Annotated in this window: 22 protein-coding genes; 6 read left to right on the top strand and 16 right to left on the bottom strand. The window is 45.6% G+C overall.

The annotated features are described in order from the left end of the window. Positions 1-9 precede the first annotated feature (9 nt). Positions 10-558, top strand: coding sequence for a L,D-transpeptidase (locus AM1_RS04700; protein ID WP_041659149.1), 549 nt, complete (start codon positions 10-12; stop codon positions 556-558). Here the strand turns inward: AM1_RS04700 and AM1_RS04695 are convergent. Next, positions 542-1147, bottom strand: coding sequence for a Maf family protein (locus AM1_RS04695; RefSeq protein WP_012161656.1), 606 nt, complete (start codon positions 1145-1147; stop codon positions 542-544). The genes AM1_RS04700 and AM1_RS04695 overlap by 17 nt on opposite strands. Before the next feature lie 132 nt (positions 1148-1279). Between AM1_RS04695 and AM1_RS04690 the strand changes: the two genes are divergently transcribed. From AM1_RS04690 to AM1_RS04680, 3 genes are all read left to right on the top strand, one after another. Then, a complete protein-coding gene (locus AM1_RS04690; RefSeq protein WP_012161655.1) occupies positions 1280-2296 on the top strand; it encodes a YHYH protein in 1017 nt (338 codons plus the stop codon). 165 nt (positions 2297-2461) lie between these two features. After that, a complete protein-coding gene (locus AM1_RS04685; protein ID WP_012161654.1) occupies positions 2462-4132 on the top strand; it encodes an AAA-like domain-containing protein in 1671 nt (556 codons plus the stop codon). A gap of 15 nt (positions 4133-4147) precedes the next feature. After that, positions 4148-7672, top strand: coding sequence for a WD40 domain-containing protein (locus tag AM1_RS04680; RefSeq protein WP_012161653.1), 3525 nt, complete (start codon positions 4148-4150; stop codon positions 7670-7672). 3 nt (positions 7673-7675) lie between these two features. Here the strand turns inward: AM1_RS04680 and AM1_RS04675 are convergent, their stop codons facing one another. Together AM1_RS04675 and AM1_RS04670 are read right to left on the bottom strand one after the other, a co-directional pair. Further along, positions 7676-7936, bottom strand: coding sequence for a hypothetical protein (locus AM1_RS04675; protein WP_012161652.1), 261 nt, complete (start codon positions 7934-7936; stop codon positions 7676-7678). A gap of 137 nt (positions 7937-8073) precedes the next feature. Next, the gene (locus AM1_RS04670) at positions 8074-9450 is read right to left on the bottom strand and encodes a beta-propeller fold lactonase family protein (protein WP_012161651.1); all 1377 of its coding nucleotides are present in this window, start codon (positions 9448-9450) and stop codon (positions 8074-8076) included. Positions 9451-9555: 105 nt separating this feature from the next. On the opposite strand from AM1_RS04670, the gene AM1_RS04665 reads away from it, so the two are divergent. Then, positions 9556-10452, top strand: coding sequence for a LysR family transcriptional regulator (locus tag AM1_RS04665; protein ID WP_012161650.1), 897 nt, complete (start codon positions 9556-9558; stop codon positions 10450-10452). Between the two features lie 26 nt (positions 10453-10478). Here the strand turns inward: AM1_RS04665 and AM1_RS04660 are convergent, their stop codons facing one another. The 12 genes from AM1_RS04660 to tnpC form a co-directional block, all read right to left on the bottom strand. Beyond that, on the bottom strand, positions 10479-11534 hold the full coding sequence (locus AM1_RS04660; RefSeq protein WP_041659134.1) for an IS630-like element ISAcma14 family transposase: 1056 nt from the start codon (positions 11532-11534) through the stop codon (positions 10479-10481). Between the two features lie 293 nt (positions 11535-11827). Beyond that, positions 11828-12340, bottom strand: a complete 513-nt coding sequence (locus tag AM1_RS04655; protein WP_010467654.1) for a hypothetical protein — start codon at positions 12338-12340, stop codon at positions 11828-11830. Positions 12341-12616: 276 nt separating this feature from the next. Beyond that, positions 12617-12763, bottom strand: a complete 147-nt coding sequence (locus AM1_RS44375; protein WP_390610033.1) for a Mo-dependent nitrogenase C-terminal domain-containing protein — start codon at positions 12761-12763, stop codon at positions 12617-12619. A 794-nt stretch (positions 12764-13557) separates the two neighbouring features. Further along, on the bottom strand, positions 13558-13992 hold the full coding sequence (locus AM1_RS04645) for a GNAT family N-acetyltransferase (protein WP_012161645.1): 435 nt from the start codon (positions 13990-13992) through the stop codon (positions 13558-13560). A gap of 68 nt (positions 13993-14060) precedes the next feature. After that, complete coding sequence (locus tag AM1_RS04640; RefSeq protein ID WP_012161644.1) at positions 14061-14645, bottom strand: DJ-1/PfpI family protein; 585 nt, start codon at positions 14643-14645, stop codon at positions 14061-14063. A gap of 8 nt (positions 14646-14653) precedes the next feature. Further along, positions 14654-14818 (bottom strand): hypothetical protein, encoded by a 165-nt coding sequence (locus AM1_RS42015; RefSeq protein WP_012161643.1) that lies wholly within the window; start codon positions 14816-14818, stop codon positions 14654-14656. 142 nt (positions 14819-14960) lie between these two features. Next, complete coding sequence (locus tag AM1_RS04635; RefSeq protein WP_041659114.1) at positions 14961-15365, bottom strand: type II toxin-antitoxin system VapC family toxin; 405 nt, start codon at positions 15363-15365, stop codon at positions 14961-14963. A 2-nt stretch (positions 15366-15367) separates the two neighbouring features. Then, the gene (locus AM1_RS04630; RefSeq protein WP_012161641.1) at positions 15368-15586 is read right to left on the bottom strand and encodes an AbrB/MazE/SpoVT family DNA-binding domain-containing protein; all 219 of its coding nucleotides are present in this window, start codon (positions 15584-15586) and stop codon (positions 15368-15370) included. Between the two features lie 90 nt (positions 15587-15676). After that, on the bottom strand, positions 15677-16240 hold the full coding sequence (locus AM1_RS04625) for a Uma2 family endonuclease (RefSeq protein ID WP_012161640.1): 564 nt from the start codon (positions 16238-16240) through the stop codon (positions 15677-15679). Positions 16241-16496: 256 nt separating this feature from the next. Next, complete coding sequence (locus tag AM1_RS04620) at positions 16497-16790, bottom strand: addiction module antidote protein (protein WP_012161639.1); 294 nt, start codon at positions 16788-16790, stop codon at positions 16497-16499. Positions 16791-16793: 3 nt separating this feature from the next. Further along, a complete protein-coding gene (locus AM1_RS04615) occupies positions 16794-17078 on the bottom strand; it encodes a type II toxin-antitoxin system RelE/ParE family toxin (RefSeq protein ID WP_012161638.1) in 285 nt (94 codons plus the stop codon). Between the two features lie 694 nt (positions 17079-17772). Beyond that, positions 17773-20484: an IS66 family transposase gene (tnpC, locus tag AM1_RS04610; RefSeq protein ID WP_012161636.1), complete on the bottom strand. Its 2712-nt coding sequence runs from the start codon at positions 20482-20484 to the stop codon at positions 17773-17775. A 680-nt stretch (positions 20485-21164) separates the two neighbouring features. Between tnpC and leuS the strand changes: the two genes are divergently transcribed. Then, the gene (gene leuS / locus AM1_RS04605) at positions 21165-23732 is read left to right on the top strand and encodes a leucine--tRNA ligase (protein ID WP_012161635.1); all 2568 of its coding nucleotides are present in this window, start codon (positions 21165-21167) and stop codon (positions 23730-23732) included. A 9-nt stretch (positions 23733-23741) separates the two neighbouring features. On the opposite strand, the gene AM1_RS04600 is transcribed toward leuS, so the two are convergent. Beyond that, positions 23742-24353, bottom strand: a complete 612-nt coding sequence (locus AM1_RS04600) for an esterase/lipase family protein (RefSeq protein WP_041659101.1) — start codon at positions 24351-24353, stop codon at positions 23742-23744. Between the last annotated feature and the right edge of the window lie 32 nt (positions 24354-24385).

Genomic DNA, 24385 nt, shown 5'->3' with positions numbered 1-24385 from the left:
ATTTCTCCCATGAAAACTGAATTTATTAAAATTGCCTGTGTAGTAATTTCTGTCGGCACAATAGCTTCATTTGATGTCGCTCAAGCAGCAGAACAAAATATTCCTGAAACACCTTTGCCAGGTTTGGATCAACCTCGAAATTATTTGCCAAGTGCCCATGGGACTCGCCGATTAGAACTCAGCATTAGTCGTCGCCAGGTGACCCTATTTCAGGGGGATCAGGTCCTAAAATCCTATCCGGTAGCGGTAGGAAAAGCCGGATGGCCCACCCCTGTCGGAGATTTCGAAGTTCAAACAAAAGTTCGTAATCCCTCCTGGCAAAACCCTTTTCAGGGTAAAGGCTACGTCATTCCAGGGGGTGCTCCCGATAATCCCCTCAGTACCCGTTGGTTAGGATTTTGGACCAATGGCAAAAACTGGATCGGGTTTCATGGCACCCCTAATCGGGCTTCCGTCGGCTCCGCCGCGTCTCACGGTTGTGTGCGCATGTATGACGAACATATTCAGGAGCTGTTTGAATTGGTAGCGGTGGGGACTCCCGTTAAGGTGACTCGTTAGACCATAGGTCTGTAACGTCATAACCTAGCTCTGTTATCATTTGCCGCAGTAACGGCAGACTTAGACCAATCACATTGCTATGGCAACCTCTGATCTGCTCGACAAACAGTCCCCCTCGACCATCTAGGGCAAAGCAGCCTGCACAGTGTAGTGGCTCACCTGTTTCTGCGTAGGCTCGAATTTGATTGTCTGTGAGGGGCGCAAAATCTACTTCGGTGATTTGGCAGCGGATGAGCTGATGGTTTTGTTTTAAGTCAATCAGGGTATGTCCTGTGAGTAGGCGGCCTGTCTGACCGCGCATGGTTTTCCATCTTGAGATCGCATCTTCAATCCCCTGGGGCTTGCCATAAATTTCGCCCCCTAACTCCAATACAGAATCGCATCCCAGCACCAATGCAGGAGGCTGTTGCTGGTGAGCAACCACTTCAGCTTTGCCTGTGGCCAGGGTGGTCACCAATGCTTCTGGATCCGTCGTGGTGACTTGAGATTCGTCAAAATGGCTGGGAAGAACCACCGGATCAATACCGACCGTCTTCAGTAGTTGGCGACGAGCGGGGGAGGCAGAGGCCAAAATAAAAGGAATCGTCATAGGGATGGATACCAAACGGCTATATGTCTTGAGGAGCTGGTGTTCCTTTAGCCCTAGGTGAAGTGTCATTCATGCCCATGGGATTGGGTAAACTGAGTGCGTCTCTAGGGATACGGGGTTGACGATCATTCTATGGGTAAGCTGCGAACATGGGGAATAAAGGTCGGACATTGGAGCATCATCTGTTTACCCCTTTGGCTGGGGTCCGCTGCTCAAACCCATCCTCAAGGGTCGTCCACCATTGCCCAAAAACTGGCATTCCAGCACCAAGTCACCATTGAAGTAAAGGGGAATTATCGCTACATCACCAGTAATGGTATCCCTGATCATCCGCCAGGCACCTTTCCAAATCAGGGCAACCCCAATCGAATCTCACCCCAAACGCATCAGTATCGTGTGCCTGTTCATCCCCAACAAGCTGCAACCATTACCCCCATGAAGAGACAGCCGTTTGGCGTGGCATTGAATGGAGTGCCGTTTGATCCAGGAACGGCAGAATTTTGGAATAACGATCGCCAATCGGGATGGCGGTACAATGCCTTGTCTGGGGCTATCAATTTGGGACTGGATGACCATCATGCCCATGTTCAGCCGACGGGAGCCTATCACTATCATGGGTTACCCACAGGTTTAATTGCCTCTCTCTTCTCGGCCAAACCGATGATTTTGGTGGGATATGCAGCTGATGGATTTCCCATCTACGCTCTTAAGGGCTATACCGATGCCCAAGATCCCAATTCAGACCTAAAAAAAATGAAACCGAGTTATCGGTTAAAGTCAGGCCGAAGACCCGATGGCCCCCTCGGGCAATATGACGGCACCTTTGAGCAGGATTATCAGTTTGTTCAGGGTGCAGGCGATCTGGACCAGTGTAATGGCAGAGTCGGTGTCACCCCGGAGCACCCTCAAGGGATCTATCACTACTACATTACTGAGACCTATCCGTTTATTCCTAGATGTTTTCGAGGCACCCCTGATTCAAGTTTTGCCCGCAATCATCTGCCGCCCTCGCGGAGGCCACACCACCAACCTCCCTCTCCTCCTAAGCAGCATCCACCCGGACACCATCCGCCTCGACATCGACCCCCTCGACATCGACGTCCGCCCCACCCTGGACATCGGCCCCCTTGGCATCACCTCTCTAATTAAACTCCTCAGCTCTAGTCGATATCGCGAGGCTCATCGGAGACGAGAAGAACCCTCTAGGAGAAGAGTTGAGTTGGAATTGAGAATGCCAACCCGTTCTGGGCACAATAGGCTCAAACCAACTGACCTCCTGGTTTTGCTCAACTTTAAGCTAAGCCTCTATTTAGAATGAATACGGTTTCTGAGTCACCACTCGACCCTCCTTCTTCTGTTCCAACAAGACCCTCAATTAATCCTGCTGATCTTCACTTCCCTAGCGGTGCGATTTCGTTAGATTCATCCCTCTATATTGAGCGATTACCCCTGGAGAATCATGCCTATCAGGGCATTGAAAAACCGGGCGGTTTAGTGCGTATTCAAGCGCCCCAAGGCATGGGAAAAAGCTCTCTATTATTGCGGCTCACTGCTCATGCTCGTGCCCAGGGCTATCAGACGGTGACAATCAACTTTCAAACCGCCGATCAAGATATTTTTACCAGTATTGGCAAGTTCTTGCGGTGGTTCTGCGCTAGCGTTACTTATCATCTGAGAAAGCCCTCTTGTTTAGATGACTATTGGGATGACGACATTGGGGCAAAGCTAAGCTGCACCATGTATTTTGAAGATTATTTGCTGGCTGAGCTAGATACCCCCCTGGTCATTGCTCTTCAGCATGTTGAAGAGATCTTTGAACATGTCGCCATTGCCGTCGATTTCTTACCCTTGTTGCGCTTTTGGCATGAGCAAGCCAAACAAGGTGATGTTTTTCGCCATCTGCGACTCATGGTTAGTCACTCCACAGAAGTGTATGTTCCCCTGAATATTAATCACTCGCCGTTTAATGTGGGCTTGCCGATTCGGTTGCCGCCGTTTAATTTGGCCCAAGTCAAAGCATTGGCCTATGCCTATGGTTTGGACTGGGAATCCAACCGTGAGGCCCAGCAGTTAATGGACTTAGTGGGTGGGCGTCCTGCTTTAGTCAATATGGCCCTGTATGACATTAGCTATGGCCAAAAGACCCTAGACCAGTTTTTGCAGGAGGCTCCCACCCAAGCAAGCATCTATCGCCACCACCTCCAGAAGCTCTTAACCACCCTCAATCACCAGCCTGAGCTAGCGGCGGCCCTCAAGGATGTGGTATCAGCAAAGAGCGGGTTTGAATTAGAACCCGTCATTGCTTATAAGCTCAATAGCTTAGGGTTAGTGGAGCTAAGGGGAAATGAGTGCCTGATCTCCTGTGAACTCTATAGGCAATTTTTTGTTCACAAAACCTTCAGTCAACTGGATGCTTGGCGAGAACGGTTAGCCCAACTGGAAGAAGAGAATACGCAATTAAAACAGCTTGTTAATTTAGATGCCCTTACCCAAGTTGCCAATCGTCGGTCCTTTGATGAGTTTATTCAGGCAAAGTGGCAACAGTTGGGCGAGATGCAGGCTCCTTTGGCCGTGATCTTAGCAGATGTAGACTGCTTTAAGCTCTACAACGATACCTACGGTCATCAGGCTGGAGACCAATGCCTTCAGCAGGTTGCCCAGGCTATGCAAAAGTGCGCTCAACGAGCCTCGGACTTGGTGGCACGATATGGCGGCGAAGAATTTGTGGTGGTGCTGCCCCTCACCACTGCAGAAAGTGCGGCTCAAATGGCTGAGACTATGCTGAACTGCATCAAGGAGAAAAAGATAAGTCACGATCGTTCTACAGTCGCTACCAAAATTGTCACGGCCAGTATGGGGGTCGCCAGTGTCATTCCCACCCTCGATCAGGATCCGACGAGTTTAATCAAAGCCGCGGATCAGGCACTTTACCAGGCCAAAGCATTAGGGCGAGATCGGGTGCAGATTGCTATTGCGGCTGACTAACCTGGCCTGAAGCTTATGCAATATCAGATTGGTGGTAGTCTTTCAGCCAGTGCGTCGACCTATATTGCCCGGCAAGCCGATCAGCAGATCTACGCTGCCCTAAAACGGGGCGAGTTCTGCTATGTCCTGAACTCCCGGCAAATGGGCAAGTCGTCTCTACTCGTGCAGACGCGTCACCGTTTGCAGGCAGAGGGCTATCGATGTGCGGTTGTCGATATGACCAATATCGGTAGCGAGAATATCACTCCTTTGCAGTGGTACAAAGGGATGATCAAAGATTTGTGGCGCAACTTCAAACTGATCCGTCAGTTTGACTTCAAATCTTGGTGGCAAGACGAAGCCGATATTTCTTTACTGCAGCGATTAAGTCAATTTATCAAGGTTGGGCTGCTAGAGCAGTTCCCCGATCAGCAACTGGTGATTTTTATCGATGAAATCGACAGTATTTTGGGGTTGCCCTTTTCTGTTGATGATTTCTTCGCCTTGATTCGCTTTTGCTATAACCAACGGGCAGTGGATCCAGACTACTGTCGACTCAACTTTGCCCTTTTTGGCGTAGCCACACCGTCGGACCTAATCCAAAACCGTCAGCGTACGCCCTTTAATTTAGGGACTGCTATTCCTCTCCAAGGTTTTACGGTGGCGGAAAGTAAGATATTGGCTCAGGGGCTGGATTTGAAGGGTGGGGATGCCGATGCAATCTTAGCTGCGATTTTGTACTGGACCCAAGGTCAGCCGTTCCTGACCCAAAAGCTCTGTCAACTCGTGGCTCAAGCTAGCGATGAAGCCGTCAGCATTGCACCGGGGAAGGAAGCGAACTGGGTCGAGCAAGTTGTGAAAGACCATATCCTGCAGCATTGGGAATCCCAGGATGAACCGGAACATTTAAGAACGGTGCAGAATCGATTGCTCAATCATTCAGCTTCTGCTGGTCGGCGCTTAGGACTTTATCAGCAGGTGTTGCAGGCTACCACTATCCCGGCAGAAGAGAGCCCAGATCAAACCGACCTGATTCTATCGGGGTTAGTCGTTAAGCAGGATGGACAACTTCGGGTTAAGAACCCCATCTATCGCCAGGTTTTCAATCAAGCTTGGGTGGAGAAGCAGCTCGGCCGACTCCGTCCCTACAAAGCCTCTTTGGAATTTTGGTTGGCCTCAGAGCAGCAAGATGAATCCCGGTTATTGCGGGGTCAAACCCTGCAAGAGGCGCTGGACTGGTCCCAAGGGAAACGACTCAGCGATGAGGATCATCAGTTTTTAACGGCGTCTGTGGAATGCGATCGCCAACAGATTCAAATGACCCTCGAAGCCGAACGGGCACGGGCCATTGAATCTCAGCTTCAACAGGAACAGCAAACCACCAAACTACAAAAGCGCTTTTCCATTACCGTCTCTATTGCCTTCTTAATTGCCGTGGGCTTAGGAGGAGCTGCCTATCAGCAAGCACAAACGACCCAAAAACAGACTGAACTGGCCCAGGCCAGTGAGCAAAAGACCCTAGAAAGTAACATTAGAGCGCTCCTCTCCTCATCTCAGGGAAACATGGATTCCCATCGGCAACTGGAAGCCCTCGCCGACATTATTCAAGCTCATCAACAACTTGATCACCTGCAAAAGGGGGCTGATGGTCTAGCGAACGAGATCCAAGCCACACTCCGTAGTAACGTCCACCGGATGGTGGAGCGGAATCGTCTAACTTTAGGCGTTAAAGTGGAGCATGTTGCGATTAGCCCAGATGGCACCCAAATTGCCACTGCCGCCGCCGATGGCTCTGTCAGTCTTTGGGGTTGGGACGGACAAAGGCGATGGCAAAAGTTTAATCACCAAGCCGAGGTCAACCAAGTCGTCTTTAGTCCAGATGGGCAAACCCTTGCTTCAGCTTCAGCCGATAGAACCGTTAAGCTGTGGAATTTGCAAGGCAAGGTCACCCATACCCTCTCATCGTTTGATGCTGAGGTCCGTGCCTTAGTCTTCAATGCTAAGGGGGATCGGATTGTGACCTCTACGAATAGCCACAAAGTACAGTTTTGGACCCGAACAGGCGAACTGATCAACTCCATTACCAAGACGAAGTTTTTTACCCAAAGTGCGGATGGTCGCTATCTTGCTAATAACTACAAAGGCCATGTCATTCAAATTCGCGCTGCCGATAGCACCCTGATTCGGGAACTGCCACCAGCTCCCGAATTATTGCGAATCATACGATTAAGCCCAAACGGGGACTATATTGCAGCAACGGGGCTGGATCAAAAAATTCGAATTAGGACTAAAAATGGCAAGTTAGTCAGTGAGTTACCAGGTCATGGTGCCTTAATCCGAGACATGGCGTTTAGCCCCAATGGTGAACTAATCGCCTCAGTGTCGTCCGACAAAACTGTGAAACTTTGGCACCGAAATGGCCAGTTATTGAGAACCTTCAAGGGACATCAAGCGACCGTTTGGTCCGTTACATTTAGCCCGGATGGTCAGTTTTTATTGTCTTCTTCAGAAGACGGAACAGTGCGCTATTGGCAGCTTAACAATCCCTTCTGGCAACGGTTAGGTGGCCCCACAGATTTTCTCAGTCAAGTGGCCTATCGCTCGGATGGACAGCAGCTAGCAGCGATTTCCCCTAGCCACAAAATTTATCGCTGGCATCGTCAGACATCAACAACCTTTGAAGCCGTGCCTCAAGTCACATCGCCTGAATTGGGTGGCCCCTTACATGGGTTGGCCTATCACCCTAACAAACCAGAACTCGTGACAACGGATCGCGGTGGCTATATTCATATCTGGAATGCCGATGGCTCACTTCGCACCCGAAGATCAACGCCAAGCCGCCTATGGTCAGTAGAGTACAGTCCCGATGGCCACCAGTTAGCGATAGGGTCCGCCGATAATACGATTCAACGCTGGCAATTTGATGATCAAGGGCAATTGGAACAGGCTCCCTTTCAAATTTTAGAGGGACATCAAGCCACCGTTCGTGATGTTAGTTTTAGCCCCGACGGTCAATGGTTCGTTTCCGCTTCTCTCGACAAGACCCTAAAACTGTGGGCAAGGGATGGCACCCTAAAAACAACGCTATCTAAGCATCGTGCAGCTGTTCAAAGTGTGGCCATAAGTCCTAACAGCCAGTGGTTTGTATCGGCCTCAGAAGATAGCGATATCAAGCTGTGGACCGCTTCAGGTCAAATAATTCAAACCCTGCCTGAACATCAATCTGCGGTCCGGGAGGTCGCCATTAGCCCAGATGGCAAATGGTTAGCATCTGCGGCGATGGATAACACGGTCAAACTCTGGCAGGTTGATCTTTCAAGCTCGACACCAGCCAAGCTGTTTCGAACCTTAATTGGACATGATCGTGCGATCCGTAGCATTACATTTAGTCCAGATGGGAAATCCTTAGTGTCTGCGAGCGATGATCAAACCCTAATGCGCTGGAATTTGGCGAAACTTCTACAGACAAAAGAAGAGGAATATGCTTGTCGTTGGATCTCAAATTTTCTAAAAAATAATGCTCAGGGACATCAGCATCGCCACCTCTGCCCACCGCTTTAGAGCTTAAGTTCCCAGTTGAAATCCTAGAAAAAAAAGAGCAATCCCTCCATAGACCAACAAAGCAGATTTCGCTTTGTCCGATAGTTGGCGAGCGCATAAATCGCTGGTGCCCAGAACCATTCCCACTAGGACATCACCGATACAGCCCGTCAGTCGAAAACGATTGATAGGAATATTGCCTTTGTCATCGACAATAAACCGGAAGTAGCCTGTCAGTAGGCTAATGCACCCCAAAATAAATAGGGGAATCAGTAGATGTTTCACAGGTTAGCCCAAAACCCTTTAACCCCTTTATGATGGCCCACTACGAACCTGGGTAGAACAGTTTGAAATAGGGCTACGTTTGTATCTTGCGAATTATCTGCTGAGCTGCATTGCCACTGAAGTCATCTACAAGTTGTTCAGGAGACTAAGACGATATCGTGGGCACCGCGGACAACCTCCAGTTTGTAACCCGTGCGCTCTAATTTTGGAGATTTGCCCGCTTTCACAGCCCAAAATTCAATGGCCCCTGTTTGAGGACTGGGTTCTCGGTAGTTGTATATCACTACGGCTAAGGCATTGCCGCTGGTGTCGAACGTGACTTGTTCGGGTAAGAGTCCTTCAAATCCATACTCCTGACTCTGGGTGAGCTGGCCAGTGCTTGGATCAAACGGGACCAATGATAAGGAACTGTAGGGTTTCCCTCGCCATGCGGGTAGGAAATTGGGTAAATAGGTGCGCCGCATATTCACCGTGGCAATGAGGGAGTTGTCGGGATTGAGGGCAAATCCCTCGGGACTTAGACCCACTTCAACCCTTGAAACGACCTGGGGCGCTTTCCCTAAGTCAGGCTCAAACTGAACGGCAATCAATTCACCTTTGGGGTTCAACAAATGGTTGAAAATTGGAATAGTGTGTAGACTCCATTTCAAATCTGTGACTAGAACAAAACGACCATCGGCAGTAAAACGAGGGTGACTTAGATGGTTGCCCAAGGGAAGCGGGTCAGTCACTGGAGTAAGGTTAATCTCTTCATTATCGGTTTGCACTCGATAAAACCCTAGCCGTCGATTCTTAGCCTGAATCATTGCTAAATACTGCCCAGAAGGATGCCAAATCGCGGTCTGATTATCCTCACGGGTTCCTACTGTCTTCACCGGGAAGTAGGTGCGGTGACCTAATGTTCCATCTGCCTTGATTTGGACAATCAGCAATTCTTTGCCAGGTTCATTTAAATTGACGGCCAAAAAGCGCCCGTCAGGACTGAGACTTAAGTGTTCAGGATTGCGACCGACTTTGATGGTTTCAAGCACTTTCGGTTGGCTACGATCGGCTATATCAACCACGGTAATCTTCTCCCCAGGAGGCATTTGGTCAATATCGTCGAAGGATTGAATGCCGTCAGCAGGACGAGATCGCACTTCGGCAACATAAGCTCGCTGACCATCCGGGGAAACGGCGATAATCTGAGGCCAGGACATGACTGAATTGGACACTTGTACCGATGAGATCGCAGGTTGTTTCGCATTTAGAGGCAGTCCCACAACCGTCAACGTATCTTCTATTCCAGCAACCCGATCGAGTTGGGCGTCGGCATAGGCAGTGGCGACCATATCGGCATCCGATGCCACCAATAAGGCTTGTCCCGTAAATTGCACTGTTGCATTGGCAGTGATGGGGGTGATACCAATTGGCTCAATCAGCTGGAGGAGGCCATAGATCACCAGTGCTAGGAGCATCCCTAGTCCGGCTAACAGCCCCCGCCTTAGCCCCTTAGATTTCAAAAGACTGATCATGTCTGCGTTTCACCGCAACTTAGGGTTCTCACTTGACAGCCTATCGAGAAGAAAAAAGATTGTCCAATTCATTTTTGGCATTAAACTAATAGCTTGAAGTTATTAATGGTATGTTCTATAGAGTTTCGGCAACTCCAATCTTTCGTCGTCCTTGCCGAAGAGCTGCATTTTGGACGAGCGGCAGATCGCCTAGACATTACTCAGCCAGCTCTGAGTAAACAGATTTTGGTCTTGGAAAAAGCCGTGGGCGTGCAGCTCTTCTTTCGCACCAAGCGGACGGTAACTCTGACCCATGCAGGGCAAACCTTTTTGCACCAAGCCCGACAACTGCTTCTGCAAAGGGACCAGGCAATTCTACTGACCAGACGCACAGGGGATGGTGAAATTGGCCAATTATCGATTGGGTTTACTAAAACCGCAACCCAAACAGTCCTGCCGCAACTGCTACGGCAATTTGTCCAGCGTTATCCAGAGGTCGATCTAGACCTGCGAGAACTGGCAACGGAAGCACAAGTAACAGCCCTCAATCAGGACAATATTGATGTTGCTTTTTTGCATCCCCCCATCGATCAACGGGGATTGCAGTTGCAGATCATTTTGGCAGAAAGTTTTGTCGCAGTACTGCCGCCTCAGCATCCCTTCGTTCACTTAGACGCCATCCCTCTAGAGGCGTTTGCCAATGAACCCCTTATCGTTCACCCTCGCAGGGAAGGGCCTATTCTTTACGACGGGTTTCAACAAGTCTGCCAGAGAGCGGGATTTCAACCCAACATCATCAAAGAATCCATTACGTTGCAAACACGCCTATGTCTGGTGGCTGCAGGTTTAGGAATTACCTTTGTATCGGATCGTTTGCAAGCTTTGGTGGGGACGAATGTCGTTTGTAGACCCATACAAGATTGTCCGATTCAGCTTGAATTTGGTGCCGCTTGGCGGCAGAATGCGGCAAATCCAGTGCTCCAAAATTTCTTAGAGCTATTGGTTGGAAAAAACGACGTTTGAACAGTGAGGCATAACCTATAGATACTCTAGGCGGCTAAGATATTAACTTTCTTAAAAGACTGAAACTTGAGTGATAGTAAGGTGGTGAGTTTCGCCTTATGCTCTCCATTACACTGGTCGATGCACTGTTGAATGGCCCCTTTGAAGGCGGGAAAATCAGCATAATACTTTGAATAGAGACATTCCTTGCGTACAAAACGCCAGAGTCGCTCAATCAAATTCAAATGGCGTGAATAGGAGGGCAGATAGACCAGCTCAATATCGACGATCTCGGCAAAGTCCGTTACAAGCTGACATTTCTGGTATCGCGCATTGTCTAAAATCACGCTGATGGGTATGACTGGGTCAAGTAGCGCCAGCTTGGCCAGTAACAGGCACATACTGTGAGAATTGATATAGGTGTGGTTGGTAACGCTGACTAGGTCTTTGGTGATAGCGTCGAGCGCGCCCAGGACATTGAAACGTTGGCGACCAGAAGGAGAAGGGATGAAGATCCGAGTGATGCACCAGACAAACCCTAGATAAGCACGGTGAACAAAGTGAGCAGCATCCACAAAAAAGACAAGACGCTCTTGGCGTTGAGCTTCCTCTAATAAGGGTTCAAGGCGAGTGTGTCGAAACTGCTCTTGCTCCTCAATTTTCTCGGGCAGACTCGACTTTCCCGGCACATACCCCACTTTTCGATAACGACAACCGATGCGTTTGAGGAAGGCTTTGATTTGGGTGGGACTGCGTTTGATGCCTGTTAATTGCTCAATGACCGCTTGAGCTTCTGCACTGGTGCGGGGAGGATGTTGCTCAAAGTAAGCTCTCACACTATCGCTATGAGCGTTGAGTAGACTCGGTTGACCTTTATATTCAAGGGTCTTCAGCCCTTCAATCCCTCCTTGTTGATACTGACGAAGAGTTTTGGCTAAAGTGGGGCGACTAATCTGACAAAGCTGGCAGATCTGGGTATGGGAAAGACCTTGACTCTTCAAGTAGAGCACTTCCATCCGTCGCTGCACCCGTGGGTGAGGGTGATGATAGCGTTCGTAATTGAGTTGTTGGATTTCCTCTGCGGTGAAATCAATTTTAATCATGGGAGTGGAGGATAGGTGCGGGGATACTCCCAGTGTGCCAAATCTCTCTACCACAATGTTAAGTCACAAGTCGTCCGCAGTAGATGCATAAAAATCAGACTATTAATATAGCCTTTTATAAAAGAATGCAAACCAAATTCTCAATAATGTTGCATCCAATATTATTGAGAGCCATTGCCTCAAAAAAATGAGGCTGCCTCTAACTTTAAAAAAGCCATTCTATGGCTCAAGTAGATCTCTCACAGCCATGTCTGAATGATTAGAAGTTCAAGGCAGCCCAAAGAGGGTTTTGGTTAGCTATGGACGGGATGAATTGTACGTTCGGCAACTTTATGAGTCGTTGCATACAGTTTACGAATTTGTTCTTCAGAAGAGTAAAGTCTTCTATCTCGTAAAATGCTGAATGCCTTAGCATCTTCCTGGGCAATTTTTGGATCAAGAAAATAGGCCATATCTTCTCTACCCGGTTTTCCCCATTCGAGAACTGCCCAGCGAATCAACCCCTTAAACATGTCATGATCCCAGGCAAATGGGACATGACGGTGAAGATTCGCTTGTTTGTGCAATAACTCTGAATATCGCTTGACGAGAGACGGATCATCAGAGTTGATCGTATTTTTGTAGTCCGCAAACATCCGAGCATCTTCTTGGGCCGTTTCTTCGTCCACAAAATAAGCCACATCCCTTCTGGGAGGCAAGGCTTGGGGGCCACCAAATTTTTCCCCAAGGCTAGAGCACTCTACCACTAGCCACTGAATAGGTGGATGTCCAACTTTATGGTCCCATTCCAGTGCGACATAAACCATATTTTTTGTCCTAACTGATTATCTGAGGATAATGTTTTCAAGCTTAAACTAACAATATCGAGATGTAAATATAGCAAGAAAATATTTACTATATCTCCAAAAAAAGCAAAATATTTTGTTATGAACGTATTTTAAAATACAGTTTTTAGTTATTAGGTATTTAATTGATTTTTTCCTTCGCAAGATCTTAAAGTAATATGCTTTATTCCTGTTTAGGCCACTAAAGATTTAGATTCATGGTGTTATACACTGATTCTATTCAGGGATCATGGCTGATTAGTGGATGTATCGATTAATATCCTTGCCACACTGATTGGCTAAATAGGAAAGTAGCCGAAATCTCAACACAATTACTTCACTCTCAGCTGGGTTGAACTTGCCGAGTAAGGCAATTTGGAATAATTTATGGTTCTGGAAATAGATTTCTCGTTCAAATGGGCACTGGGATGGAACTAGTTCACAGATCAGACTTGTGGTTTATGGATCTTCAACATTGTTGGAGGCAAAGATGGGTGAATGAGCTTTAGGAAGAACCGTTTGAGAATGTATCCAGTCCATTTAAGATTTTTAAGGCTGCTTGTAATTAACATCAGAACTTGCTCCATTGGTTCATTGCTCCATTGGTTCATTGAGGTGTGCAGGGCTGCCTTAGTCTGCATTAACGGCTTCCAAGGCAAAATAAAATCCGAAGACGAAACAAATAGCCCAGGTACTCATGATTTGAGTGAATAAGAATGTCAGCATGGTTGATTCTCCTTTAGGTTCTGCGGGTTATTGGTGCACTGCTGTGCTTTGTTGAATTCACTATCTTCGAATTAACCAGCAGAAAAAATCCTGAAAAGTTCAGATTCCTTCAGGAGTGAGTTCAGGTATTGCAGCGTGTTTTGGATTGGTTTGGCTATTGATCGGCCCAGGGGTGCCTGCTATTAAGCCATTAGTTTTTTCTGGAGAATAGGGTCTTTGGCAATCGGATAACCTATTTGTTGACTGGATTGTTGTGCATTGGGACGGTTGAGTTACCAGGAAACGGGTAGGTTGATAAACACACCCCCTTCATTCAGGTCTTTTTTATTCCTTCAAGATCTCCTGCCTGAACTTGATTGATAAGATGGGCGGTGTATTCAAGTTTAGCTGTCATAGCAAATAGTACAGAGCGCTCTGAACAAGTAACAATTTCCCTGGTATCGGGTGGCTCCAATCGTTTGAGTACTCCTTTGTTAGGCGCGCATTGAGCGTTTGATATACACGATCTCTGGGTCACCTGGATCAAGATTATGGATGACTCCTGAGCGTTCGTAACCTAGTTTCTCAAGAACATGCTGCATGTGCGAGTTGGATTCGTTGGTCGAGGTGAATAGATCGTTCGATTGCGATTGGCCTTCAAGGAAGGCTAGCAATTTGGGTCCGTAACCGGATGAGCGCAGCGGTTCTGAGATGTAGATGAGATCAATGAACGAGCGGCCAAAGAATCTATGGGAAATGACTCCGTAGCCGATAATGCGATCGCAAATCTCGACGACCCAAGCGCGATTATTTTTCACCGCGTCTTGGATGAAGGCCCTTCGGTCGGGACTACCGCGTGCGATTTGATCGAGGTCGCTTAAGGTCGAGATGTCGTCGGGGACCGCCTGTCGGATCAGATACTCTGCCATGTGCGCCTAACGCCTACAGCAGAGGCAAACCGGAGCATAGCCTAGGTTTGTCCTGCTGACCGTACTTGTTATGTGTTTTTTGTCCATTTATAATCCATTTGTTTCGCTGTTTTTTCTGCCAATTCTGGGCTGCAAATTTTACTGACTAAGTGGAGACTCATATCAATGCCTGCAGATATACCGCCAGACGTAATGACTTCGTCCTCATCTACCCACCGCTGATTGTCAATAACTTCTAAGTTTGGATACGATGTTCGCAGGTCTGGAATATCTTCCCAGTGCGTTGTCACTTTTTGACTAGAAAGCACCTGGGCTTCAGCTAATAGAAATACACCAGTGCAAACTGAAGCAACAAGCTGCGCATTTTTAGACTGCTCTTTAATCCAGCTCAGTACCTGTTGTTTTTCGAGTTCCTTAGTATGAACACCACCTACGATTATAAGAACATCAATTGATGGATGATTTAAAAAGCCGTAATGAGGCTGTACTTTGTAATTTCCACGGGCTGTAACTATACTGCCTGTTTCACTCACCAGAAAAACGCTAAAAATATCGGCTGTTCCTGAAACTCTTGCTGCCGTTGAGAACACTTCAAACGGGCCTGAAAAATCCAGAACTTCAGCTTCATCATAAATGTAAATTCCGATATTCATATTGTTTTTCACATAACGGCTTTGGTTTCAGCGTTGGTACATATTTTCGAGTCAGCATCATCCCATTTGGCTTCATCTTCAAGTTCTTTAACAATCATGGTAGAGATCGCATTCTGCTGTTCGTCAGATAACTTGGAAACCTCTGCAATTGCTTGTTGGAAGAGTTCAGTCATAGGTGCAAATTGTGATTAACTATCGACATCCCCAAAGTGGCCAATTTCAATACGGTCAACTTTGCTTTGCCATCAGTTTGTTTTTGGAGTGAGTGACTGAATATCATCGATCAATTCTGAGCTATTCCCCTAAAGTTCAAGGTTAAGGATGGATCAGTGCGACCTGTGGAAAGTATGTTTTATATTTGCTGACATCTCTAGTGATTAAGTCAAATTGTGAAACAGAAGCATGAGCACCAATAAAAAAATCAGGTAAGGGTGAGGTTTTCGTTCCTTTATTTTTTCTATATTGTAAAAATACCTTACCGGTTAGGAACAATGCTTCACGAGGCATTTCCAAAACTTTCAAATGTAATACTTCGATAGCGCTCTCCAACTCTTCTATTTTTTCAAACCCCATTGATATTTCAGTGTAGACAATCGAGTTGATATAGAGGGTATTGGTGAGGCTACATTTCTCTAAAATACTTTCTGACCACTCTGCCCAATTGGGATCATCTGTAAATAAATCCAGCAACACGCATGAGTCAACCAAAATGCCGTTCACGACTATTCTCTGGTAAGGTCTAAAATCTCATCGGTTGACATCTTGACGGTCGCTATGCCTCTCAGCTTTTTAAATTTTTTGGTGGCCTTTCGGTCATTAACTTTCTCGATATAAAACCTTCCGTTTTCTTCGATAAATTCAACCTCTGTCTCAGGCATAATCCCCAGAATTTCTCTAACATTTCTAGGGATTGTCACTTGTCCTTTTGTCGTTACTCGCATCTGATAGGTTCTCTCTTAATCAATGTAATACTAATATAGTATTACTTATTAATCATCGAAGAGCGTGAACTGTATAGGTACGTCCAATTCTTATTCCAGCAACCAAGTAAATAACTCTTTTACCGTAAGCTGTAGTTCACTGACAAAAGAGGGTACAGGAATGACGTTATCTGGCTTATCCAAGACTTCAGGTTCTTGCTTGGGGCGATAGACAAACACTGTTTGCTCACCTGGATCGATTAACCAACCTACTTCGGTTCCATGCTGCAGGCAGTGGAGAATATTCTTTGTGACTTTTGTTTGGCTTTGATTGGGAGACAGGATTTCAACAGCCCAATCTGGTGCGGTAGAAAACGTGTTGGCAATTTCTCCATTCTGATCGCGGGGAATTCGGTGCCAAAGAAACACGGCAATATCAGGAACAATTGAACGATTACCAAAGGTACAGCGAAGCTCAGGAAAGGCACGTGCAATTCGGTTGGACTTAACTATTCCATTGATAGCAGGTACTAGTTCTCCTTGAATGACACTATGTTTCCCTTGGGGCATTGGCTTTTGAATAATTTGGCCATCAATGTATTCATTGGCAGGCTTCGTTTCTGGCAATTCCAAAAACTCCGCCAGGGTCAGCGTTTTTGAGGGTGTTTGTACCATTGAGGTTTACTCTTTGCCCGCAAGTTTGGAAACTCAACACTATTTTATCTAGAAACTGAATGGGGAGTGGTTTTGTACTGGGAGATAGGACTACTGTTTTATCCTGAAAACTAACTAGATAAGCTGGATTCTGTTTCATAATCAATGACCCAATTCAGCTAACTCCAATTAACGGCCCGTGAGTAGACCTAAAAAAGAACATTATGGCAACTGAACGTCCGGTGCAGGGGCTGGCTAGAAATGGATTTAGCTCAAACTAAGGTGTTGGCTGAATGGTTAGCTTGAATCCGAGCGCTTTAGTAACTTTAGCGATCGTCGAAAATTTGGGGTTACCATCAGGAGACAGCGCTTTATATAGCCCTTCTCTACTCAAACCCGTATCTCGGGATAGTTGACTCATATTCTTAGCCCTAGCGACTACTCCTAGTGCATGAATAATTAGAGCAGGATCATCTTCGGCTTCTTCCAGGCATGCTTCTAGATATAGCTGAATATCTTCTTCTGTTTTGAGATGTTCCGCTGAATCCCAGCGGGTTGTGTTTATGGGCATCACTCAATCCTCCAACTGCTTAGAAATTTCCTTAGCCCTTTTGATGTCAGCATTTTGTGAGCCTTTGTCACCACCAGGAATCAATATGACAACCACTAGACCACGTTGTATAAAGTAAACCCTGTAACCAGAACCATAATGCATGCGAAGTTCGCTAACATCTTCCCCGATGGGGGCTACATCCCCAAAATTGCCAATCTCGATACGGTCAATACGTGCTTTAGCCTTTCGATCTCGCAGTTTATTGAACCAATTGGCAAAAATGTCTGTTTGACGGACCTCAATCATGTGTCAACCATAGTTAACGAGCAATCAGTTGTCAACTATAGTTATCAGCCAAGACGATTCTAGACTGGGTCAAATTCTAATGGATCGCCTCACCAATGCGAGTAATAAGCTGAAAGAAGGAAGCAGGTAAGCAAATTTCAAGCATCTGAGTACAGGCGTTTGTTAGAAAAAGCTCAATAAGTCGGGGAGCTTCTCACCTTTGCAAATTGCCCTGAAACAGTTCAGGACAAAAGTGTTATCCAATAGTCTTGATTGATGAACCCGGTAAAAGCAGCTCAGCTCACAATCCACTTCGATGAGATCCAATCCAATCTCAACCGTTGACTAAAATCATCACTCTCTAGGGGAATCAACACTTCTCTTCCCTCAGACAGCCCTGCATAGAGCCAACACTTCGCCCGATTCACAATCATCCAAGAAGGTATGGCTGGTGTAAAAGAAAAGTCATGTTTAAGGGGATTCTTGCCCCCTGACGTAAGTGAGGCTTGTTCTAATTTGTCGTTGTTCTCAACCTGGTACGGATCTCTTAGTAGGATCTACAAAGTCAGAACCCTCTTCTTAAAGGATTACAGGGGAGGGCTCAAATACTTGATAAGTATAGGCTATAGACATCTAGATTTTGTTAAGAGACTATTGAATCTATAAAGCATCATGTAACGAATCCAAGTAACATTTCTCCCAGATACTCTACAAGCTAATAGCGATTAGAATACGAATCAAGACTTTTTTCTTGAGATATTAAGAAATCCAAAAAATCAATCCCCCTATACTTACAAGTTTGTTGAATGCTTAGCAAAATTAGAGATTTTTCGATGCTTTTCTCAGTAAAATTTGTATTACCTTGTTTTCTATGGGCGGCAAATGCTTTAACGGCATGTTCAGCATTATTGTTATTCCACGGAATGCCATCATGACTTAGGAATGTGAAAAGTTTATGCCTATACTTTTGCAACCGCTTTCGATATCTTTCTGCTAACTCAGAGTTATATTCAATATTGATAAAAGAATCGTAAAATGCTTGTACATCTTTTTTATGCTTGTTAAGATTCCTTCTCTTTAAGCCATACTTATCAATCGTTTCAACAATTTTTCGCAAAAGTTTCCCAAAATGAGTTACGAGAGATTTCAGATCTTCATCAAACTGATTCTTAAAGAGATCCAAATTCATATCGCGTATTAAATGCACTAAACACTTCTGTTGTTCACAATCGATAGAATCATACCCTGCATAGAAATCCGATATTAAAACTCCAGTAAAATCCTTTAGCAATTCTTTTAAGAAAAATGCCTTCCTTGTAGACTTAAAAAAGTATAAGACAGCATCTGTTGTTGTAAATACCCAAACATAACCAGTCTCTCTTTTTACCATTTTTATAGGAGTTTCATCAGCCTGAATTAGTTGGCCTTTCAGTATATTAGCTTTAATTTCTTGGTAGGTCTCCTCATATTGAATCGCAAGATTAGATTTAAAATAATGTACTGTTGTAGCCGAAATCTGAACATTAAAATCTCTTAGAGAATCAACAACATTATCAATACTCATTCGATACTGAATATGTTGATGCATTGCCCATCTTATTAAGTTTTCCCCAAAATCGGAGAACTTATTTAGATTCTTAGGTGAAAATATTTTCTTGCAGTTTCGACAATAAAAAGTCCCTCCAACATATTTCAGAACCCATTTTTTGATTCCATTTTTTATGAATTTTAGATCGACCACAATTTTCTCAGATTTTACTAAGGGCTTAATATTATTTGAATGGCAGTGCTTACAAGAGTGCACGGAAATCTTGACAACTTCATTAGGCTTATTAGTTAATTTTTTGCAGCTTTTTAGCTCTCGCTTCAATGCTTTTCTGATTTGAGGATTGGTACGCAGGTATATTTTAGTATGTTGATAATCAAAATATGCTAGCTTATTGACCTCTTGAAAGTCATCCAGAAAATACTCTTCAGTTTTTCTCCAGTTATAGGCTTTTACAGTTTTAATTTTCTCAACTTCAGCATAATCATTTTCTCTATTTAGGTCGATGGAATTTATCCATTTTTTTAATAACTGCAAAGCCAGACAATCTTCTAGATTATATTGAATAAGTGCATCTTTATATGCTTTATCTCCTGTCAACTCCCATTTTTTTCGCCAATAAATACTTTGAAGTCCTGAAGCATTTTTATCATGCCAGCTAAAACCAATATATTTCGCTATATCTTTTAGGCTATTAGTGTATGTTGGAGGATAAATATTTGAATTAAATATTGAAAGTATATTCACAGAATTTTCTATTAGTCTATTTATAATATTGGCATATGAATCATCCAGCTTCTTTGAAAGTTTCTTAAGTGCTCGAATTTCGTAGCTTCCATAGTAATAGGCTGTAAAATTAGTCAAAGGTGAAATAATCTCAATCATGCTTAGAAAAATACTTACTTCCTGCGCTTGAGAATCAGCCCAAAAGGACAAGAATCTATTTTTGTCCTTTTCTGTAATGCAAAGGCCAATCAAATAAGTATAATTCTCATCATTTAAGCCTTCAAAATCGATAAAAATATCTACATTTGATTCTGGGAATGTTGGCGTCGATTTGATATAAGTGCGTTCTTCTCTCAATGCTAAAGCCTTCAAAGCTAAATCACTTTTTTCATATTTGGTAAGATTATTTTTTCGTTTACGAGGTTTATATGTATATGAATACTGATGAACAGTAAAAATTCCTTTTCTATTTTGTCGTAATATATCCTTTTCATACATGCCACCTAAAAGGCTTAAATCATCCCTTACAACTAAATCTTCATAGCAATCTTTTTTGAACTCACATATTTTACATTCTTTGATCTGAAAAAATCGAGGTTTCTTGTGTGACTTTAGCATTAATTCTAATTCAGATAATACCTTTCTCGCCTCTTTAAAATATACTTCTAATTTTAGCTTTAATATCTTATTGTTTTTTCCATAGATAACTCCAGCATACTTAACAGAAGTATCTTTTATGTCTGCAAGAATAAGACTTCTGATTGTGAAATTTATTTTGTCTAATTTTGTTATGTGTTCTTTATGCCAGAAAAATATTGGGTAGTAGAGAATTTCATCAGATGAAACACCTTCTCGCATTATTTGTATTAGTTCAAAGACTACTTTATACCTAGGAGATTCAAAGTGATGATTAGTTTTATAGGTAATTTCATATTCTTTATTTTCTTGGGTTTTACCTAATCTAAGAATTGGCTGACTTTGTTCCAGCTTTTCATCAATCCGCAAGAATAAATTCTTCTTGTAGATTGACGCCAATTCTTCTTCCAATTTTTGAAAATAGGTTTTCTCTCCTGGTTGATTATTTAGTCTTAGATAAGCTTTATAAGGACATTTCAGGAAACTATTGATAATCTCATCCGTTATAATGGTATTCATTGGATTTGCTAGCTAAATTCCTATGGCTATAGCCTAGAAGAAAACATAGCATCATTACTAGATAGTCTAACTAAAACTAGAAGGAGGATTTCTCCTAAAAGCAATAAAAGAGCCATCTTTTCCACCTCTTTAAGCCAAGCCTTTTCTACGGTAGCACTGCGATAGAAGAACCTAGCATTAGATTCTCTGACATAAAAACCAAGAGATAGATTGCCTGTACATATGACAGAAAGTTACTGCTCTCAAACATTGCATGAAAAATCCAAGCAAACCATTTTTTAAGATTACTTTTTAAGGGTAGTAGACATCAGATAGGAACCATCATTTAAGCAAACGAGCATCTCATCAAGACATGTGCAAAATAGCCTTGTGAAACATTTATAGAACCTGGGAACTCGACTGAGTGAGCTGGATAATTATTTGGCCACAGATAGTAATAAACTCAAAAACCTCTCTCTGGAGATAACATCAAAACATAGACCAAGAGTTTTTGAAGCAAGAGTCAACCTAAAAGTGTTGGTTAAAAAGGTCACCTAGGTAGCCCCCTGTCTTGGAGCGTTACTGTCCATACCGTTGTTATTCACCACAAACCATCCTCCACCTCCTATTGTTCGAGGGAAGTTTAGGCCAGATATTCTCTAGAATAGTGAAGCAAACGCAGACCTTCAGGAGTAACAGTAGTGGAGTCCCGTTACAATCCCACCGAGATTGAACCCAAATGGCAAGCAAGCTGGGCCAAACAGGGGCTAGATGCCACTCCTGAAGACACTAGCAAGCCTAAATTCTATGCCTTGTCCATGTTCCCCTACCCCTCGGGCAGCTTACACGTCGGTCATACCCGCAACTATGTCATCACCGACGTCATCGCCCGCCTCAAACGGATGCAGGGCTACCGGGTTCTTCAGCCCATGGGTTGGGATGCCTTTGGCCTACCCGCCGAAAATGCCGCCATCGCTCGGGGCATTCATCCTGCCGAATGGACCTATGCCAATATGGCCCAAATGAAAAAGCAGCTAGAGCCCCTGGGCCTTTCCATTGACTGGAGCCGGGAAATCGCCACCTGCTCTCCAGATTACTATCGGTGGACCCAGTGGATCTTTCTGCAATTTCTGGATATGGGCCTGGCCTACCAGAAAGAAGCTGCCGTTAACTGGGACCCTGTTGACCAAACCGTACTTGCCAATGAGCAAGTGGATAACGAAGGTCGCTCTTGGCGATCTGGGGCTAAGGTGGAGCGCAAACTTCTGCGACAGTGGTTTCTCAAAATTACCGACTATGCCGAAGAGCTGCTTACGGACTTAGATAAGCTGACCGGCTGGCCCGAGCGAGTCAAAACCATGCAGGCCAACTGGATTGGCAAATCCGTGGGGGCCTACCTGGAGTTCCCGATTGTGGGCATGGATGAAAAGGTGGCCGTTTTTACCACCCGCCCTGATACGGTCTATGGCGTCACCTACGTGGTGCTGGCTCCAGAACATCCCCTCACCCCCCAAGTCACCAGCAAAGCCCAGAAAAAAGCGGTGGACAAATTTATTGAGGCAGTGGGGGCCGAGAGCGAAATGGATCGCACGGCGGAGGACAAGCCCAAGAAAGGGATTCCCACAGGGGGCAAGGCGATCAATCCCTTTACGGGGGAAGAAATTCCCATTTGGATTGCCGACTATGTGCTGTATGAGTATGGGACAGGTGCGGTAATGGGGGTTCCTGCCCATGACACCCGAGACTTTGTGTTTGCTCAGCAGAATAAACTGCCGATTCAAACGGTGATTGTGCCGGAAGGTGGCGATGCGGAGACGCCCCTAGAAGCCGCCTATACGGAACCGGGACTGATGGTCAACTCCGGTGAATTTGATGGCAAAGTCTCCACTGAAGGCAAGCAAGCCATTATTGCTAAAGCCGAGACCAAAGGCTGGGGCAAGGCTAGGGTGCAGTATCGTTTGCGGGACTGGCTGATTTCCCGACAGCGCTATTGGGGCGTGCCCATTCCGGTGATTCACTGTCCCAATTGTGGAGCCGTTCCGGTTCCCGAAGCCGATTTGCCTGTGGAACTACCGGAAGATGTGGAATTCTCAGCCCAAGGGGGATCGCCTTTAGCCAAGTTAGAGTCTTGGGTCAACGTCGCCTGTCCCAATTGTGGGGCGGACGCCAAACGAGAAACCGATACCATGGATACCTTTATCGATTCGTCCTGGTATTTCCTCCGCTATCCTGATGCCAAAAATGACAAAGCCGTCTTTGATTCGGCCAAAACCAATGATTGGCTACCCGTGGATCAATATGTGGGTGGGATTGAACATGCGATTTTACACCTGCTTTATTCGCGGTTTTTTACGAAAGTGATGCGCGATCGCAAACTCCTCAATTTCGATGAACCCTTTAAAAAGCTGCTCACCCAAGGGATGGTGCAAGCTCTCACCTATAAAAATCCAGAGACGGGCCAGTATATTGCACCTATTAATGTTGATGCCGACGATCCGAAGGATCCAGAAACCGGTGCCCCCTTGGAAGCCTTTTATGAAAAGATGTCCAAGTCAAAATACAATGGCGTCCCCCCAGAAGAGGTCACCAATAAGTACGGGGCCGATACTGCCCGTCTATTCACCTTATTTAAGGCTCCTCCAGAAAAAGATCTGGAATGGGAAGGCGCGGATGTAGAAGGTCAATTCCGATTTCTTAATCGGGTTTGGCGACTGGTGAGTGAACATGCCGCCCAAGCTAAGGGCAAGAAAGCGAAGGTGAATAAGGCCAAGCTCTCGAAAACGGAGAAGGAGCTACGACGGTCTATTCATATTGCCATCAAAGAAACCAGCGAAGATTTAGACGGTGATTATCAGTTCAATACCGCCGTATCCGAGCTGATGAAGCTGAGCAATGCCCTCAGTGATTCCAAGGAGAAAGCGTCTCCCGTCTATGCCGAAGGCGTGGAAACCTTGTTGCTGCTGCTCACCCCGTTTGCCCCCCATATCAGTGAAGAGCTATGGGAAAACTTAGGTCACTCCGAGTCGATTCTGGGTCAGACTTGGCCCCAGGTGGATGAAGAAGCTCTGGTGGCCGATGAGATTACCTTAGTGATTCAGATTATGGGTAAAACCCGAGGCACGATTCAAGTTCCGGCTGGCTCCAGTCGGGAAGACTTGGAACAGCTCGCCCGCGAGTCGGAAGTGGCCCAGCGGTATATTGCTGGCAAGGAAGTGAAAAAGGTAATTGTCGTTCCGGGCAAGCTGGTGAACTTTGTGGTTCCTAAATAGTGCGGGCCTTTAGGCTAGGGCATCTAGGGACTGGGCAATATCCTCAACCACTGGAGTGGAATTCATAATAAAGGTGTGAATGGCAGGCACGGTCACCACCTTGTGACCGCCACTGGCTTCTACAACCGAGAGGATGCCATCGTTTAATTCGTTGCCAAAAGGGAGCCACGGTGCCCTGGGCCCGCCTGTACCAACGTAGATTTTGGTATGGGGCGGTAGGGCTAATTGTCCGACAAAGCTATCCTGGGCGAGCAATTGCCCCATTTCTCCCGTGAATAGCCGATAGAGACCGACTTTGGAGAAGAATTTGGCGGCTTGACAGGCCACCATCGGTGGGGCGAGGAAGAAGCAGGCTGCAGGTGGATGAGAGCTGAGTTGGTGGTAGGCGTTGCGGATAATGACGGTGCCGAGGGAATGGCCCAGCAGGGCATAGGGTTGGGAACCGACTTGGGTTTGAATCCGTTGCAATAAGCGGTCTGTGACGGTTTGCAAGGATTCTAAGGTGGGGGAATAGCCAAATAGGTGGGGATTATGGCCCAACTTGCGGAGTCGGTGCTGTAGGTACAGCATGGATAGGGGCGTTCGACCCATGCCATGAATCAGCACTATATTTAGTCTCATCCAAGTCTGCTCAGCAAGATTTATCGTATTGA

It is taken from the genome of Acaryochloris marina MBIC11017, assembly GCF_000018105.1.
Classification (GTDB): Bacteria; Cyanobacteriota; Cyanobacteriia; order Thermosynechococcales; family Thermosynechococcaceae; genus Acaryochloris; species Acaryochloris marina.
This window is presented reverse-complemented; position numbering and strand designations above follow the sequence as displayed.